The organism is Weissella confusa (genome assembly GCF_004766315.1).
Lineage (GTDB): Bacteria > Bacillota > Bacilli > Lactobacillales > Lactobacillaceae > Weissella > Weissella confusa_A.
In genome coordinates, this window is sequence record NZ_PVSN01000019.1 from 24,625 (window position 1) to 44,814 (window position 20,190).

6 protein-coding genes are annotated in these 20,190 nt (G+C 47.8%); all 6 read left to right on the top strand.

Going from position 1 to position 20,190, the window contains the following annotated elements:
- The first annotated feature begins 45 nt into the window (after positions 1–45).
- Entirely contained in the window at positions 46–6,048 is a 6,003-nt protein-coding gene (locus C6P11_RS02865) for a mucin-binding protein (protein WP_135518432.1), read from the top strand.
- Positions 6,049–6,070: 22 nt separating this feature from the next.
- A complete protein-coding gene (locus tag C6P11_RS02870) occupies positions 6,071–8,686 on the top strand; it encodes a mucin-binding protein (protein ID WP_135518434.1) in 2,616 nt (871 codons plus the stop codon).
- 42 nt (positions 8,687–8,728) lie between these two features.
- Positions 8,729–11,653, top strand: coding sequence for a mucin-binding protein (locus C6P11_RS02875; RefSeq protein WP_245299745.1), 2,925 nt, complete (start codon positions 8,729–8,731; stop codon positions 11,651–11,653).
- Positions 11,654–11,749: 96 nt separating this feature from the next.
- A complete protein-coding gene (locus C6P11_RS02880) occupies positions 11,750–12,556 on the top strand; it encodes a RecX family transcriptional regulator (protein ID WP_135518438.1) in 807 nt (268 codons plus the stop codon).
- 294 nt (positions 12,557–12,850) lie between these two features.
- Positions 12,851–15,727 carry a lectin-like domain-containing protein gene (locus tag C6P11_RS02885; protein ID WP_135518440.1) on the top strand — a complete coding sequence of 959 codons (2,877 nt, stop codon included), beginning with the start codon at positions 12,851–12,853 and terminating at the stop codon, positions 15,725–15,727.
- 15 nt (positions 15,728–15,742) lie between these two features.
- The gene (locus C6P11_RS02890) at positions 15,743–19,666 is read left to right on the top strand and encodes a mucin-binding protein (RefSeq protein ID WP_135518442.1); all 3,924 of its coding nucleotides are present in this window, start codon (positions 15,743–15,745) and stop codon (positions 19,664–19,666) included.
- Positions 19,667–20,190 lie beyond the last annotated feature (524 nt).

Genomic DNA, 20,190 nt, shown 5'->3' on the forward strand with positions numbered 1-20,190 from the left:
AAACACTGGTAAAATGTAAGTGAAGAGAAGTGGGGAAATAGGGATATGAAGAGACAGGTTATGCCAAAAATGGCAGTCACCAAGAAGTTCAACCGCAAAAAGTTGTATAAAGCGGGAAAGAGCTGGGTGATTGCTGGAAGCGTTTGGCTAGCGATGATGGGCGTTCATGCCATCACAGCTTCAGCCGACACAACCGTGTTGACTGATCAACAAATTGAAATGATGACGCAGATGAAACAAGCTACGGTTAACTTGGCTTCGTCCGCCGCGGGTGTTACGCCAATGGCAGCGACGGATGCAAGCACAAGTGTAGCTGGTGCATCTGTTTTGAGTAGTTTAAATAATACGAGTATGAGTAGCAGCTTGGTTAGCGCGCCCTCATCAAGTATGAATACAAGCGTTGCTGACAGCATGGTTAGTGCTAGTGTGACGAGTAGCGTACCGGTGAGTGCTAGTTCAAGCATCAGCGCCAGTACCTCAAGTGTTTCAGCAACGAGTGAAACGGTGACGATTTCGGTCGCACCAGGTTCATCATTAACGGATGAAACATTGGCAAGCTTGTCGAGCTCAGCCCAATCAGCTGGGACAGTCGTCACCGTGACACAAGTCTTGGCGACAACGCCGGCTAGTTCAGATGCATCAACGGCCAGCTTGGCACAACAAGTTAATTTTGATGCACAAACAGCATCGTCATACTATAAAAAGATTTCTAGCGCAGCAACTGGCCAACCAGTTTTGAGCGCCACACTGTCACAAGCTGGTTCGATTATGGTGCAAATGAGTGCCGCCCAATCAGCTTTGACTGGCGCAATTGCGTTGGCTAATTCAGCTTTGTCAGCGGCAAACCATTCAGCCTATGCTTCAGCGTACGCATCAGAAGTGGCGTTGAGTTCATCAGTTGCTTTGGTGATGAATAAGTTGGCGCTGCTGAACAACAACATGACGGCTACGCAGAACGTTAATAATGCCTCAGTGGCAGCTTCGACCACCCAATCAGCGTTGGGATCAGCAGCTATTAACAATCTTTGGGGTGCTTTGACGCACTTGAGTTGGGATAGTTTGGTTGCCTTTGGGAGTGCGACGGCGGCTGCTGGTTCGGTTGGTGCGATTGCATCCTCATTGGCCAGTGAAGCTCAAATGCTAAGTAGTGCGCAAGCTGCGGTGGCGAACGCTAAGGATCAAACAGCGCTATCAAGTGCAGCGGTTGCTACGCAATCAGTTGCCTCAGCGACAGCAAGTATGTTCCAAAAGGTGATGAGTGCTGCTAGTGGGGCGGGAGCGGTGATGGACACTGGTTTCTTGCAACAATCGGCAGCGGTGACGCTTTATGGACAAGCAACGGCGATGGATAGCGCTCTCGCAAGTGCGTCAGCTGTCGTTAACGACCTAGCAAACATGGCTAGCTTGTTGGCACCGGTTGCTTCAAGTGCGTCAGCCGACTACGCGGCGGTTAAATCAGCATTGGCGAATGCGACATCACAATACGCCCATTTGCAATCAGTTGCCTCAGCATTTGCTAGTGATTCAGCAGCTGTTATGGCGTCTGGCGTTACGGCTAAAACGATCGGTTCTTTGATGGTCAATACGGCGAGTGAGTCTGCCGTAGCGGGTGACATTTTGTCACAAGCCGTCAACGACTCAACGATTGGTAGTTCAGCTGGTTCAGAGGCAATCTATGTGTTGCACGGAGCTGCTCACAATCAAGTTGCAACGGCTCAAACGAGTGTGGCGTCACAAGTTGCAATTGTGAACGTCGCTTTGAGTCAATTACGTTCTTTGACGGCGCAATATCCAGCTAACAGTAGTTTGGCAAATGATTATGCGGATGCGCAAAAGCAATCAGCCGCGTTGGTAAAAATCAGTCAACAACTGGCGTCAGATGATGCGGTTATCGACACTGAGCCAATTGGAAATTTGATGGACACGATGCAAGATGTCACGAATCAAGTGACACAAGCCGGCTTGGAAGCGAACGTCGCGAAGGCGGACGCGGCCTGGGGCCATGCAACGTTAACAACTGTGGCACGTCCAGGTAGTCAACAATCTGAAAAGGTTGCCGTTAAATCAGGTGTTGCAACAAGTTTTGCCAATACAGACGCGACACTTGCGAATTCAGGATACAGCTATACGGTGATGGCCGGCGGGAAGACATATGCGACTTTGCAAGATGCAGAACAAGCGGTTTCAGGCACAGCAGGTGCGACGGCTAGTTTTGTGGTGACATACACGCCGAATGATCAACGTGCGGTAGTCACGATTTTTGATCAAACGACACAATCGTACTTGCAGTCAGGCATTGCTATCGATGGTAAGACGGATGTTGCAATTAACTTCGATGCCGTCGCAGCGGTGATTTCAAATTACGTGAAGGCGCACTATGTTGTGGTTACAAACGCCACGCAAGCTGGAAGCATTTTTGATAATAACGATGTTGCAACCCAAAGTTTTGCGGTTGTTTTGAAGCATCAGGTGGCTTTGTCTGCAACAAGTGCAACGTACACAAATACGGTGCGTTACACAGGTGCTGGTGACGATACGCCAAGTGCTGTCACGCAACAACTTGTGGTGACAACGGCCGCAGCGTATGACCAAGTAACTGGGAAGCTGCTATCTGCTGGTGATGCAAGCGCGTATGGCAGTGATTATGTGGCGCCTACCTATGCTGGTAGTGGCGCCGGCAAGATTGATGCCAGTGGCAAGATGACATTTGATACGGTCGTAACACCGGTTGTATCAGGTTATTCAGCTGACACAACATCGGTAACTGGTCACAACAGCGTTGACGGCAACAAGTTGTCAACGACGACGGTTAATTATCAAGCAACTGAACAAAAAGCAACTATCATCTTGAAAGATATGACGGATGGTACTGAAATTGACCGCGTACCGTTGACTGGTTTGACGGGTCAAGCGATGGATTTGGCGACAGTCCAAGCGGAAGTCGCTGATCAATTGGCTGATAAGACGTTGACGCTTGATAGTGCGGCGACAACTATTTTGGCTGGACAAATGTTCGATAACGATGATGCCAAAGATCAGATTTTGACAATCGGCTTCTATCACGTGACGAGCGAGGTCAGCGAATCAGTTAAGGCCACTAATACCATCATCTATAGTGGTGCTGGTGCCAAGACGCCGACAACAATCTCACAAACAGCAACTATCGTGCACAACTACACGGTTGATTTGCACCGTGATAAGACAACGCCAATTGCTTCAACCTATGAAGTGGTTGATGGGACAGATGTCGCTAGTGTAAGCACCGACGGAACGATTACGTTCGCGTCAGTGCCTAGTCCAAGTTTGGCTGGTTATACAGCCAAGCAAACCCAAGTCGATAAGGCAGTCACATTTGCTAAGCCGACGGCGACAACAACGGTCGTCTACACCGCAAACCCACAAAGCGCAGTTGTCACGCTGGTTGATGAAACGATCGGGTCACAACTTGCCCAAGTCACCATTGCTGGTCGCACGGGTCAGCTGGTGGCACAAGGGGATGGTGCGACTGTTGTTGACGAAACGTTGACGAGCTATTTAGACCACGGCTATGCCTTGGAGTCAGATACTCGCCAAACGACGGATACGTTTGATGCTGAGGGTGATCAAACGTATACGATTACTTTGGTCCACAAAACACTCGCGGCATCAGAAACAAAGATATTTACGAATAATGTGACCTATACCGGGACTGGGGTTGCGACGCCAACGCCAAGTTCAGAAGTTGTTGCTGTAACGCGCAACTATCTAAAGGATGCGGTTACGAATCAAGAAATTAAGGCAGACACAACGGCAAGCTATGCGACGAGTTTGACAGCGCCAAGCTTTACGGGATCGGGTGCTGGTACAGTTGACGTGAAGGCTGGTGTGGTGACGTTTAAGACGATTGACACACCAAGCGTCGCGGGTTACACACCGAATGTGACTGCAGTTTCAAACACGACAACTTGGTTGCAACCAACCGTGCAAACTGAGGTGACTTATACACCAGATGCACAATCAGCTAGTTTTGTCTTTATTGACCAAATGCGCGACAACCACCAAGTGATGAGTGTGACGGTCACTGGGCAAACAGGTGGTGCAATTGACACGACCCTCGGACAACAAGTTTTAGCTAGTTTGACGGCTAAGGGTTACGTGGTGGTATCGAACGGTTTGCCAACGAGTGGTGCATACGACAATGACGATGCCGTGAATCAAACGTTTACGGTCATTCTGCGTCATGGTGTCACAGCGGCAACAACGTCAGTCATGGCGCAAGAGACGGTCTTGTACGGTGATGCGGGTGCGACCAAGTTGTCATCAGCTGTTCTATCTGGTGTCGTGACGCAAACAGTTGCCGTTGATGCGGTGACAAAGTCAACCATCACGTCAGCTGATGCCAAGGCGTTTGGTAGCGATTATTTTGCACCAAGTTATGCAACAAGTGCGAAGACGTTGATAGTTGATGCTGCGACGGGTGCAATTACCTTTAATGAGGTGACTAGCCCGCTAGTTTCGGGTTACATTGCGAACCCAACTGCAGTTACCGGCCACGCGACATTTGCGAACCCAACGACGACGGATACAGTGACTTACACGGCTGATCCACAATTGGCAGTAGTCCGCTTTATCGATCAGACCACTGGCAACACCGTGCTAACGTCAATGAATATTAATGGTCGTACGGATGGCAAGATTGATTTTGCTATCACGCAAGATCAGTTAACGAGTTACTTGGCAAAGCATTATGTTGTCGTGACTGATGGTCGTACATCTGGTGCAACTTTTGACCACAATGATGACCAAAACCAAACGTTTGGTGTGATTTTGAAGCACCAAACGTCAATGAAGGCGACGGACCAGACGGTTACTGAAACAGTGTTGTACCGCGGTGCAGACCAACAGACGCCTGCGTCGGTCACGGCTTCAGCGGTTGTGACGCATCATGAATCTGTTGATATGGTGACAGATAGTGTGATTGCGAGCGCAGATGCTGCTGGCTATGGTGATGATTACAACGCGCCAATTTATACCACAACAGCCAAGAATGCGACGGTTGACGAAACAACGGGAGCAGTGACGTTTGCGCCACTGGCAACGCCAAAGATTGCGGGTTACACGCCGGATAAAAACAGTGTGCAATTAACAGCAACACCGGCTGCACCAACCACGATTGCCACGGTGACTTACACGCCGGATATTCAACGTGCACAAGTAACGTTTACGGATCAAACGACTGGTGAAACGTTGTCTGATGTCGCGCTAAATGGCGTGACGTCACAAGCAATCGACTTTAGTCGCATTGCCCAAATGCAAAAGAACTATTTAGCATCAGGCTATGAGTTAATTCAAACGACTGTGCCAACGAGTGCGCTTTACGACACAGTTGCTGATGGTTCAGTAATTAGTCAGTCATATGTGGTCACGCTGAAGCACCACGTGGCAGCAGTTTCATCAAGCGTTCAAATGACAGCGACGATTAGTTATGTGGTTACTGGGGCAGGCGTGCTAACGCCAGCTTCAGTGGTTCGCCAAGTAACGGTCACTGAAATGCAGTCGGTTGATGAGGTGACAGGTCACGTGATTGATTCTGCTGATGCATCAGCTTACGGTGCGGATTACAAGGCGCCAACGTATGCCGTTACGTCAGGGGATGCTGCGACAGTTGATGCGACAACTGGGGATACGATCTTTGCATCAGTTTCGAGCCCAGTTTTGGCTGGTTACACAATTACTGATTCAAATGCTGTCGTGAACCAAACCACGACTTGGCAAACACCAACTGTGACTACAGTGGTGACTTACGTGCCGGAAGAACAGCATGCTGACATCAAGATTATTGATGATATGGCCGATGCAAATCATGATGTTCTGCATGATTTCGTGCTAACTGGTGCAACGCAGGAGTCGATGAATACGACGGTTGCAGAAACAACGCTGCAAAGTATGTTGGCTAAGGGATATGTGCTAGTTTCAACAACTGTCCCAAGTTCAGGCGTCTTTGATAGCGATGCAAAGGTGGATCAAAATTACACGATTCACCTAGCACGGTGTGTCGTATGCGACTGAGAGTAAGGTCGTAACCAACACGGTGACGTACGTCGGGGCGGAAAACAATCCTGGCACAGTTCACCAAAGTGTTGCAGTGAGCCGTCGCTACGCAGTCGATGCCGTAACCGGTGAATCGATTGCTGCGACTGATGCAAGTGCCTATGGTTCTGCGTATCAAGCAGATCAATTTGCGTTAGTGAACGTAGCTGATTCAGCAATTGCAACGGTTGATGCCAACAAGGGCACTATCATGTTCCATGTCGTGCCAAGTCCAACTTTGCCAGGTTATTCAGTGAAGCCAGATGAGATTGCAGCGTTGGCTACGTTTGAAAACTTAAATGTCCAAGAAGTGGTGCAATACTCACCATATGATCAACGTGCGTTGGTTGAACTCGAAGACACCATGAAGTTAACGGATAGTGGTAGCTATGCAACGATTGGGACGACCTATTTGAAGGGTAAGACGAGCCAAACTATTGATTTTGAATACGTGACGTCGATGCTGACGAGTTTGTCAGCGCTTGGCTATGAAGTCGTTGATAATCCAATTCAAGGCACGTCATACTTTGATGACCAACAAGATGGTTTGGTGCCAAGTCAATCTTGGGTAATTACGTTGAAACACCGGGGCAGCATGGTGACAGAATCGGTCATGGCGACGAATACGATTCACTACCTTGGCGCGGATACAACGCAACCAGATTACACGGGGCAGGTTGTGGTGGCACAGACGCACATGGTCGATATGGTGACTGGTTCGGATGTGTCAGAAGAAGTTGGTAGTGCGTACACGAATTACCATGTGCCGACCTATGAGGTGACGTCGGGCAAGGCGTTGGCGAAGGTTGATGACACTGGACACATTACGTTCGCAACGGTTGCGACGCCACCACTTGCGGGTTATACCCGTATTCCAACTGAAGTGACCGGGCATGCCACGTTCGATCAACCGGGTGCGGTAACGAACGTGATGTATCACGCAGTGCAACAGTTGGCCCGTGTTATCTTTAAGGACGACACGATGGGTGGCGGTACGTTGACGCGTGCTGATTTGGGTGGCTATACCGGTCAACAAATTGATTTTGCGGATGCGCAAGATGTGTTGCAACAATACCTGGATGCTGGTTATCAATTGGTTGCAAAGCCAGCAGATTCATATTTGATTGCGTCGGCACAGAATTACACGACGGATGAAAAGGATACGCAACTGTTCTTTGTTCACCTAGAACACAAGGTTGTTGCACAATCACATGATGTACCGGTTTCAATGACCGTAACGTACATGGGCGCTGGTGCTAAAACACCAGCAACCCAAACAGATTCAGCGGTTGTGACGATGACTGAGTCGGTTGACGCTGTCACATCACAAGTGATTACGGCCGCTGATGCAGCGTCATACGGTAGTGCTTTTGTGGCACCAACCTATGTTGCTAAGACCGCAAACGTGACGGTCGACGGTACTGGAAATGTGACGTTTAAGTCTGTTCAGACACCGACTGTTAAGGGCTACACGGCTGATGAGGCAGTGGTAACGCCAACAGCAACGGTGATGCATCCAACATTCACAACAACGGTGCACTACACGGCGGATGTCCAACAAGCAGCGGTTGTCTTTAAGGATGTCGATGCTGACAACGCAGTGGTTGCGCAGACAAGCATGGCTGGCGTGACTGATGCGACGATGGATTTCACGACGGCAACGCACGTGAAGGAGTCGTTGCTTGCAGTCGGTTATGAGGTGGTTACTGATGGTGAACCAAGCCAAGCAACTTATGATAATGCTGATGACGTCAACCAAACGTACATTGTGACGTTGCGTCATCATTTGAATCACGTCACTGACAGTGAAGTGGTCACGAATACGGTTCACTTCGTGGGGGCCGGTGGCCAAACGCCAAGTGATGCTGTGCAAACAGCCACGGTGACGCGTTTAACAACGACCGATGCTGTCACGGGGCAAGTTAAGATTAACTACGCCTTAGCAGAGGGGACGCAGCCGGCAACGGTCAATGAAACGACAGGTGCGGTGACGTTTGCACCAGTTGCGACGCCAACGGTTGCGGGTTACACGCCGGACGTGACAACAACAACCGGTCACGCGACCTATGCTGTACCAACGGCTATCGAAACAGTGACGTATGCGCCAGCCAAGCAAACAGCCACGGTAACGCTGGTTGATGAGACGACTGGACAAACGATGGCGACGTTGCATTTGGTTGGTCAAACAGATGCACCAATTGATTTTGCCGCTGCTTCACAAGCGGTGACAAATTATGAAGGCAAGCACTTTATCCTCACGACGTCGAACTTGGAAGCAACGACTTACGATCGTGATAGTTCAGCTGACCAAAGTTTCACGTTGACGTTTAAGCACGCGACGTCAATGGCAACGAGCGACGTTACGCTAACAACGACAACGCATTACCGCACTGATGATAGCGTGGTCGTTGCACCGGAATTGGTGCAATCGGCGGTTGTGACGCGTCACTATGATGTTGATTTGGTGACGAACAGTGAAATTGCCTCAGCCGACGCAGCGAAATATGGCAGTGATTATCAGGCGCCAACTTGGACGGCATCAGGGGCAACCTATGATGAAACGCAACAAGTGGCAATTTTCCCAACAGTTGATGGTGTGCCGGTGAAGGCTGGATAAACGCCAGATAAGACGAAGTTCACCGGTCGTGCAACGTTGCTTGTGCCGAACACTGACCGAACGGTTTGGTACTCACCAAATCCAGCGACGGCCACAGCAACGATTGTTGATGATGTGACGGGCGAAACGTTGGCGACGGTGCAATTGGATGGTCATGTGGATGATGCAATTGATACGACGCCAGTGATGACGGCACAAACGAAGTGGCTCGGTCGCGAGTATGCGTTGGTTAAGACGGACGTGCCGGCAGCTAACGCGGATCGCTTTGCTGTTGCAACGCCAAGCTATACCGTGCATTTGACGCACCAAACCCATGAAGTGGTGACTGATGTGCCAATGCAAACAACAGTTCACTATGTTGGGGCACCAATGGTAGTGCCTGATGTGACGCGAACGGTTAATGTCTCACGCACGGTGATGGTGGATGAGGTGACGGGTGCTGAAACCACGGCGCCAACTTACACATCATCAGATGCTGATGTGGTGGTTAATGCTGAAACGGGTGCGGTTAGCTATCAGCCGGTGATGTCACCGGAGATGGCTGGTTATGTACCTGATCAAGTAGCTGTAACAGCAACGACGACAGTCGACGTGCTAAAGCCGACAACAACCGTTCACTACACGCCAGCTGTACAAATAGCTGATGTAACGATTACCGATGAGACAACTGGTGGAACAGTTGGTCAATATGAGTTGCGTGGTGCGACGGATAGTGCGATTGACTTCAAGACGATTCATGATGAGGTTGCGAAGTTGGTTGCTAACGGTTATGAAGTGGTGACTGATGTGCCGACCGACGCAACGTACGACCGTGATGTTAACGCGACGCAGCACTTTGTTGTGACGCTGCGCCACGGCCAAACGACTGAGAAGGCACTTGTACCAACTAAGCACACGGTATACTTCCGTGGAGCGGGTGACCAAATGCCAAAGACGGTGACGCAAACAGTGATGGTTGTGACAACCAAGACGTTGGATACAGTGACTGGTCAGCAAATTGGTCAAACGCAATATGCGGTGGCTGATGCGCAACCAGGAACGGTAAGCGCTACCGGTGTTGTGACGTTTAAGCCAATTGATACGCCTGAAGTTGCCGGTTATACGGCTGACCAAACCGTGGTGACGGCTGATGCACGAGTTGGTCAAACAGCACAAGATACGGTGACGTACACGGCTGATGAGCAACACGCGGTGGTCCACTTTGTTGATGACACGACTGGTAAGACGCTGACGGATTTGACGCTCACGGGTCAGACTGGTGATGAAATCGATACGGCAGTTTCAGCGGAAACGTTACGTCAATATGAGGCGGCTGGTTATGAATTTGTTGCGCAAGATTTGCCGGATCAACCAACGTTTGATGCGCAAACGAACAGCGACCAACACTTCACTGTTCATTTGCGCCATGGTGTGAAGTCGGCCACGCAACAATTGACGGAATCACAAACCGTGATTTACGTCGGCGCTGGGGATGACACGCCGAAGCGCGTTGAAGTATCAGTCCCAGTGAGTCGCGTTGTTAAGGTTGATGCAGTAACTGGCGACGAACTAGCTGGTAGCGCAACGTTTACAACCACGGCGCCTGGTGTGACCGTGGATGCGAAGACGGGTGACGTTACGTTTGTGACGGTACAAACACCAATGGTTGCTGGTTATCATGCCAAGCGTTTGTCAGTCGTTGGCCATGCAACGCCAACGATGGATGGTGTATCAGTTGTGAAGTATGAACGCGATACGCAACGTGTTCACGTTGTGTACGTCGATGATGATCAGGCGGGTCGCGTTGTAATGACGGGTGATGATTTGACTGGTTTGACGGGTGATGCGGTCGCTTTCGCACCGTCATATGTTCCGAACTATGTCATGACGCACGTTGACCAAACGGGTGCTATGACATTTGATAAGGCCACTCAGGTCGACCAAACGATTACGGTTCACTTGCAACACGATATGGCACCGGTTGATAATTACGTGACGCGTCAAATTCATTATTGGGCAACCGATGAGACGTCAGTGCCAGCAGCGCAAACCCAAACAGTTGTGTTGCATGGCTTGATGGATTTGGTGACGGGTCACATCAAGTGGTCTGAGCAAAAGATGCCAGCCGTATCAACGCCGGTCAAGGCTGGTTATCAAGTTGATATCAAGTCTGTACCAGACGCTAATTTGGCTGAGCCGACACCAGATTGGGTGGTCGATGTGACGTACACGCCTGCACCACAGCAAGTCCACGTCGTGTTTGTTGATCAAACGACAGGACATGAGTTGCGCAATGTGGCGATTACTGGTGTGACGGATGGCGATGTTGACTTTAGTCGTACTCAGTCAATGACGGATAGTTATTTAGCTGCTGGTTATGACTTGGTTCAAGATACAACACCGGTTAAGGCAGCGTTCACGACTGAAATGCCAACGTATCAAGTTGTGCTGGCGCACCGTCATGAACAGGTGACGCAAGAAGTGACGCGTCATGTGCATTATGAGACGGCGACTGGTGTACCAGCGCCTGAAATGGTGACGCAGACGGTCACAATGACTGGTGACCGGGATCTGGTGACGGGTGAAATTGTTTGGCAGCCAGTTAGTGTTGCCGGCGTGGTTTCACCGTTCGTGCCAGATTACACAGCCGATCAATTGGTTGTGCGTGGGGATGTTTTGACGACGCCAGAGATGGCTGATGTCATTGTTCGTTATGTGCCAAAGGCTAAGGCACCACTCGTAACACCAGAACCAGCACCACAACCTGAGTCAGGCGTGACCAAGGTGGCGACAGTGCAACCTGTTGCAACAACGACGTCGGCAACGGTTGTGGCCAAGTCGGTTGTGACCGATGACATCAAGTCACAAAATGTGATGCTGCCCGAAACGGGAGCAGAGCGTGACTTTGTCATGACGATTGCTGTCTTGCTGTTGCTATCAATTTCAGCGGGACTTGCCATCGGCTGGTTCTACAGCGAAGACAAGTAGTAGATTGAATAACGAAATCGTACAGTTCGATAATGGACTGTACGATTTTTTGTATTTAGGTTAAACTTAATAAAAGAAACGATGGGGGTGGATGACATGAAGAAGGTTACGAAAGTCACACGACAACGCAAGCCGGGACGTTATAACGTTTATCTTGATGATGAATTTGCCCTAGCGGTTGATGAGAAAATATTGATTAAGTATGATTTGTTCAAAGGGACTGAGCTGGAAGATGACGCACTGAAAGAAATTGAAGCTGCAGAGTTTGAACAAAAAGCCTATACGAAGGCGTTGGTCTATGCGACTGGTCGCATGCGTTCTAAGATGCAAGTCATTATCAAGTTGAAGGAAAATGAGTTTCCAGGGCTGGTAATTGCGCATGTGATTGATCGACTTGAAGCAGCGAACGTTATTGATGATGCGCGTTTTGCTGAAGAGTATGTCCGTTCGGCGATTCATTCAGGTAAGTTGGGTCCGCACGGTGTTCGCACGAAATTGCAACAGTTGGGCGTAGATAAGTACTTAATCGAAGATGCCTTGGCTGAATACTCTGAAGAAGACCAGGTGGATCAGTTGGACGATAAGGTTGAACGATTGATGACGAAGTACGCAAGGCAATCGCACTTTATGGCCGTTCAAAAAACAAAGCAAAAGTTGGCCCAACTGGGGTATGACAGCAAGTTGGTTAATGCAGCAGTAAAACGCTTTGAGGTTGATAATGAAGCGGACGACGACCAAGAGTGGGATAATCTTGACCGTGATGCGACTTCAGCTGCCAATCGTTACCGCCAATATGAGGGCTGGGAATTCAAAAAGCGACTAAAAGCAGCGCTGTTCCGCAAAGGCTACGATTTATCACTTGTGGATAAGTGGATAAAGGCATACGAGAAAAATTTGGATTAATATGCATAAAAATGAATAAGCGTCATGCACCGACTATGGATAGGAAAATTCATGGTCGGTGCATTTTTATTAAGCTGTCAATTAGAAAATTTTAGATTTTTAAAAAATGTTGCGAATACGGAACAAAAAAGGTGACTAGAAGTAAGCAGAAGGCTGAAAAACACTTTATAATTGTTAGTATTGTCGAAATTATATAAAGTTTTTTAAGTTTTCGAAAAAGAGAGAAGGCTCGTAGGAGTTAGAGGCTTTGTTTACGTAGTGAGGTTTGCTACGGAGAATTGGGGTATTAGTTTTATGAAAATGAACCTACAGAAAAACATGTTTGACCGTCGACTGCGGTACAAGATGTATAAGGATGGGAAGAAGTGGGTCTTCGCTAGCATGGCGACCCTTTCTTTGATTGGCGCATTTATGGCAGGTGGGACCGCTCACGCCGACGATCAAGACGTCGATCACTCACAAACGGTTGATACATCTGAGCAGGGTAACGCACCAAATTCAGAGAACGTGGTTGTTCTCTCAGCTGCGCCTGCAACAAGTGAAGCGCCATCAGACAGCGTTGCTTCATCAGCATCAGATGCATCATCTAGTGCACAAACTAGTTCAGTTGACGTGAAGGGTGAAACGTCAGCTTCTTTGAGTGCGCAGTCAGAAGCAACGCAATCAAGCAGTGCACGCACGTCACAAACGCGTTCAGTTGCGTCAGATAGCAGTGCAACGTCATCAGTTGCGTCATCAGTCACATCATCTGCAAGTCAAGCCAGCTCAGCGGCTTCTTCAACTGCGTCATCAACAGCAGTGTCATCTGTTGCAAGCTCAACTGCGGGAGCTTCATATTCAGTTGATTCAGCTAAGTCAGTGGCAACTGTTGTGACGTCAATTGTTGCTGAAATGCACAGCGTTGCGGCTGCAGACTCAGCTGCAATTGCTGCCTCAACGACGGATAACGTTGTGCGTAACACGGCGATGGAAGCGGTTGTGACAAATGTTGTTGCTGAAGCTAATCGCGTGGCTAACAATTTGAAGGCTGCTAATGAAGCACATGATGCAAAGGACGTTGAAGTTGCGAACGCATTGATGCTTTTGTCATACAATGCATTGAACAACATGACGTTTGAATTGCAACAAGCCGTTCAAATGATGGCAGCCGATCAACGTGGTGTTGATGAAAAGACGTTACGCCGTGCTCAAACTGCCTATGCAACATTGGATGGTTCTTTGTACAATGCAACCTTTGCGCTTTCAGCATACGGTGATTTGATTGTCACAACGCAAGTGCAACAATATGCCAAGGTCGTTGCTGCGCTACAAGCTACGGGTCTTTACGATGAGTTCCGAACGGTTGTCGACCCCAAAGATGCCGTTAACTCATACGCTGGGAAGAGTATTGACACGAGTGCTTTGTGGTCAACTTTGGCGCACAATGATGAGCAAGTTTATAACGAGTTTACGTTGAGTGGTTCAGCAAGTAAGCCTTATAAGACGGCTACTGGTGGTACGTCATCAGTTATTACGCAAACAACTAGCACGGACTTTACGGCACGTGTTGATACGCCACCTGCACAAGCAGGCGATGCAACCCAATTGGCTGATAAAAAAGATTCCGACAATGACGAAGTTAAGTTCGATTTGACGGGTTCTTTGGTGAACGGCCAAGTTGATCCAACGTATGCCGTTGCCGGAGCTGCAACGTACAAGTACCAATTGCAAGCTAACCAGGATTTCTCAATCACTGGTCGTTTTTACATGTCAAAGCCTTCTAACAAGAAGGCGCCAGATGCATTCTGGGGTGGATCATCTACACCAGCCGGAGACTTCCTTGGTTTGTTCTTGACGCCGGAAGAACCTGGAACCATTGGTGGAACCAACGGAGACATGGGTATCGGTGGTTTGGCGAACTCTATTTCATGGGGTATCGACTTCTTCTATAACTCAGACAAGGGTGATGCTGCGATGAGCAACAACACCAACTCAACGTATTTGAAGCAAGACTATCCAGTTGTTGGATTCCGTTCAACTGACGAATCGGGTAATTTGGTTAACGCGGTAGCAAGTGAACAAACGCAATACGCCACAAACACGTCAAAGGGTACGACGTATGCCACAGTAGCAACGCCACCTGCCGGAATCAGCTCAGATTCAGGTACGCCATACTACTTGATTTACACTGCCAAGACACACACGTTGACGGCTTATTTGATGAAGCCAGGAACTACAACTGGTCAAGAATCATCTGCTTCAGCTTACAACTCTTGGTCATTCGTTTTGCCATCTAACTTGTGGAACTCAGCCTTTTCACTAGGTTTGTTGGGTGTTACCGGTGGTAACGGAACAATCATGCAAGCCTCTGTTAAGGTGACACAACAAAACCCAGTTTTGAATAGCAAGGGGACTGTTGTCGGACAACAAACGGCAGACGATGTTAAGGTCAATGGGGCTAATTTAGCCGGTGACACACACTTTGCCGGTTCTTTGCAACAACAAACGATGACGGTTAACTACATCGATAAGGTGACAAATAAGCCAGTTTTGACTGCTACGACTGGTATTAAGGCTAACGTCGGTGACACGGTTGGTATCGATGGCTTGACTGACGCTAAGGCTTTGGCCAAGGCATCAAACATTTTGGGTGCCCCAACTCACTTAGCATCAGACATCAATCAAACTGGCAACATCTATGTTGAAACTGATGGCAAGACGTACAAGCTTGTTTCGGCTGATAGCCTAACAGTGTCAGGTGATTCATCAAAGAACGTTTTGAACCTATATTTCCAAGCACAAGAGACGACAACGATTAAGTACCAAAAGTACGCTAGTGGCTCATACTCTGATTTGAATGGTCAGACATTGCAAGGTGTTTCATTGAAGAACACTGATAAGACTGGTTTTAATGCAGATGCAATCGATTATTCTGACATCACTTTGTCAGTGCCAGGTTACACGACGTACTACATTGTTAACGGTACTTCAACGTACACGTTGCCAAAGAATTTTGATGCCAGTGTCAACACGATTACGGTTGTGTTCCAAGCAAACAAGCAAACTGTTAAGACACAAGTGACTGGTTTACCTGATTTGGCAAAGTACGCAACAACTAAGTCAACGTTGACGACATCAAATACTTACGAAACTGACAGCAAGTACAGCATTACCGATGCAGCTAAGGTATAAGTACCAGGTTACGATTTGGTTGTAACGGATGAAGCCGGCAATGTTGTTAAGAACTTTAGCGATTTGATCGTACCAACGACGGGAAAGACGTACACGTATACGTATACGGCCCGTACGGATACGACAGCTAAGGTTTATTTCACGTACCTTGATATGGATACTGGTTTGGTAAAGCCAATCGATAAGGATGCGGTTGGACTTGAGCGTGTTAACGGCCACCAAGTTTACACTGACAGTAAGGGTACGTACGTTCTAATTAACGGGGCAACGGATTCATTGATTGATCCAGCACCTTACGAAGCTGTTTCAGGTGGATTCACTTGGGATAACAAGGTGCCAACGGCGACGACATTTGCTGCTGACGGTTCATCATCAATTACGTTGAACTTTACTGAAAATGAAGTTATCGCCACACTTTACTACTATGTTGACCGTGGGGATGGTAAGCCAGTGCGTTTCGCACCTTTGGGAGTTGGAACAGCTAATACCTTCATTTATAAGGGTTACGCCAACACAAAGATGCCAACTGACCCAGCAAAGTTCGCTCAATTGTACCCACAAGTGCCTGGCTACGAGTTGACGGAAGCTTACACGCACGTTGCAAACCAAGAAGACATTATTACTGACGTCATGTTGTCAGACGGAACGGACTTGTTGGCAAAGGGCTTGGCTTCAACGGAAACGTTGAGTGCTGATAGTACCAAGAACAACGTGTTCGTGCTTTACCGTGCATTGCTACAAACGGCAACGATTCGTTACGTTGACCAAGACGGTAACTTGATTACAAATTTTGTTGACGCAAACGGTAAGACAATCAAGATGCCAACGACGGTAACAGGTGTTACGGGACAAGATTACGGACTAGGTAAGTTGGACGACGGTACCATTTTGAACGGTGGTAACGCTTCTTTGACTGGCGATGCTAAGTATCCGAAGATTACGCCTGGTTTGGCTGGTTATAACAACCCAGTTGTGACTGATACGGCTCAAACGGCTGGTAAGGTTCACGATGATAAGTTGGGTTACGATGTGCCACATTCTGTTTTGGTTAACAATGCAGGTACGTTTGGTGCGTCAAACAGCTCAATCATTACGGTAACGTACACGGCTGACACGCAAACTGCCAACGTTGTCTTCAAGGACCAAAACGGTAATGACGTTTTGGGAAAGACAGCAACGACAGTATCTGGTTACAGTAATACGGCCTTGGCTTCAAAGATTACATCTGACATGACGAAGGCCCCAGCTGGATACACGTTCGTATCTGTAAGTGGTGCAAAGACTGGCGACGGTTATGCGGCTGTTGACACGAACTTCGACAACGATAAGTCAGTTAATCAAACGGTTACGGTTATTTTCAAGGCTATTCAACAAACGGCTCGTGTGCACTATGTTGATGAAAATGGTCAAGAAATTAACGGCTTGCCAATCACGACTTTGACCGGTGCGACGGGTTCTAAGTACTCTGATGCTGCAATGTACGAGTCTAACGTTTACAACTACGTGAATGATACAGCTGGTAAGAAGGTGCCGGGTTACACGTTGCAAAAGGACGAGATGAAGGATGGCCTTGGTGCCGACGCTAACTTGATTACGCCTGATAGTGTCTTCAACGGTTCATCAAATGATTTGTACATCCTTTATACGGCTGACCCAGCTACTTTGATTGTGCGTTACTACGTATTAGATCCGGAAAACCCTGATAACTCATACTTGTTGACTGACCGTAAGGCACAATTTATGGCACCAAAGACGCAAGCTGTCGAAGGTGAAATTGACGATGCTACGGCTGGTAGCTCAATCACAGGTAAGACGGATGAGAAGGTTACGTTGACGACGTCAGGACCTTCATTTGCCGGTTATACGTTGGCAAGTGCCTACACGAACTTGTCAGGTTTGGCTGGAACAGCGGGTAATTACACGCTTCGTCCTGGTACGAACTACATCATGTACTACTTCACGGCGAACGACCAAACGGCAACGATCAACTATGTTGAGAAGGGCAACCGTGACAATGTCATTGATAAGCCAACGACGCAAACGGGTGCATCTAACTCACACATTAACATCGACCACAAGGTACCAGGTTGGACAGTCGTTGACGTAGACGTTGATGGTCAAATCATCGACGGAACAGATGCCTACTTTGACTCAAATACTTGGACCGGTGCAACTGACGATAAGCCACAAACGGTTTATGTTGAGTACACGCCAGATTTGCAGCAACAAGGTATCACGATTGGTGATTCAACTGATGTCATCATCACGCAAACATCACGTACCGGAACTGACTTCAAGCAAGCCGACTTGGCTAAGTATGCCAAGAAGGGTTACACGATGTACGTTGACGGTGTGAAGCAATCAGTACTTGATGCCGAATCAACTGATACAACCGATAATGCTTACCGTCCATTGTTGGATGATAAGGGTAACCAGGTTTACCAAACGGATGCTGACGGCAACTTCATTCTTGATGCATTGGGAAACAAGATTCCTGCAACTGAAACGGGAACTGTTGATTCAACTATCCAAATGCACCACATCACGTATGTTGCTGATCCTGCAACGGTCACGGTTAACTACTACCTGGATGGCACGAAGACGGCATTGCAAGCAACGGTTTCTGATAACCAATTGAAGACTGATGGCGCTTTGTCAACTAAGATTTTGAACGCTATTAAGAACACGGCAATCCCTGGTTACACGTTGGTAACTAAGGATGCTTTGACTGGAAATGTTAACGTTCTTGCTGATGGTAGCTATAGCGCAATTGCCGGCAACAACACGGTGACGTTCTACTACACAGCTGATACACAAAAGGCACCAGTTACATTTAATGTGACGAACCACACGAATGGTGCAGGCGAAATTGGTTCAGACGCACCTAAGGAAGTTACGGGTAAGACCGGTACTGCCATTAAGGATGGTACTGATTTTGCCAAGGTAATTAACTACAAGAAGGCTGGTTACACGTTCGAATCAGCTGTGATTAACGGCGTGACGTATGTGTCTCAAGCAGATGCGTTAAATGCCGTGCAAAATTTTGATGGAACGGCCAATGGCATTCAGATGAATTTCACGGCAGATGCTCAAAAGCTGGTGTTTAAGTTTAAAAATAACTTGTATACAACAGACACAACGCACCGATTGCTTGGAACATACGACGTTGAATCTGCATTGCAACCAGACATTATTGTTACTGGAACGACTAATGAAAAGATTGACTTAACTAGTGTTATTGGCAATTACTTGAAAAATGCGACTTTGCCTGCCAACTTGGCTAAAAAGTACATGGTGGATTCTGGTGTTACACAACCATCGCTATCATTCACTTTTGACGCGGATGATGCGGTGACACAAACAGAAAATATTTACTTGACTGGTCAAACAGTTGCGTACTCATTCATCATGTTGCCAACTGACTACACGAATGTTTTTGACGCCAATGGCAAGTTTGTCGGTGTTCAAGATGTAGCTAATGCTAATGGAATCGATAATACGTACAATGCGAAAACGGGTGTTGAAGTAAATCCAATTGGCTTTGGAAATGCGCACACAGCATTGATTACCAGCTATGGTAATTTTGGGCAAAATGGTGCCATCGTTGCGTATAGTTTGGCCGGGGGTGTTGATCCCTGGGGCACGATGATGACAATCCATGGAAAAGTTTCTAGTGTTACGAATGGCGTAGCGACTATTGTGGCGGATCCAGCACAAGGTTCAACGATATTGTTGAAGGTACCAGACCAAAACGGTAATATTACATCATTTAATTACAATGGTTTGACGAGTTTTAAGTACACATTGCAAGGCGACAATTTAAATAAGATTGCTGGCGATACAATTGATATCAAGAGTATTGGTTGGGATTTGTTTGCACGTGGCTATATTACTGGTCAAGCGCTAGCATTTGTTTCACAAGAAATGTTCAATCAGTAGTCTTCAGCTGGAGCGTACGATGCTGGTGCTTGGACATATGTGCGTACGACTTTGCCAGCTACTGTTTCTCCAGAAGATCAAACGAACTTGACTGGAAAGTCAGGTGAGTATGCTCGTACCCCTGATGGAGCAATCCAAGCAGGAAAGGCAACTGATGTGCCTGTTTTCGCAATTTATTACCCGGATTATTCATGCACTAAATTTTTAACCACAGCTAAATCAGTAAAATACGATAAATCACCTTGAAACTGCCAGTACCTTGGCACGGTTTCAGGGTGTTTTTTTCGATTGAGCGTTTTTTGAGAAAAATGGGCACACTAAAACCAGCCAGATTTTGCTATTTTTTTGAAAATCTACTTCGTTGTTTTATTGCCACAAAGCATTTAGTCGTTCCCAAGCTCGCCAGAACAGACCATCGAATTGTTCTTGGATGCGGCTATCTAACGTCAAGATCACCTTGCGGGCGTGCTTAGTGACACGTCCCCCGATTTTTAACAAACGGTCTCGAAAGGTGTTGATTGTCC

Bases quoted from the DNA above. Each gene is read 5' to 3' on its own strand.
- C6P11_RS02880 (WP_135518438.1), top strand. From the start codon at position 11,750: ATGAAGAAGGTTACGAAAGTCACACGACAACGCAAGCCGGGACGTTAT.
- C6P11_RS02885 (WP_135518440.1), top strand. From the start codon at position 12,851: ATGAAAATGAACCTACAGAAAAACATGTTTGACCGTCGACTGCGGTAC.
- C6P11_RS02865 (WP_135518432.1), top strand. From the start codon at position 46: ATGAAGAGACAGGTTATGCCAAAAATGGCAGTCACCAAGAAGTTCAAC.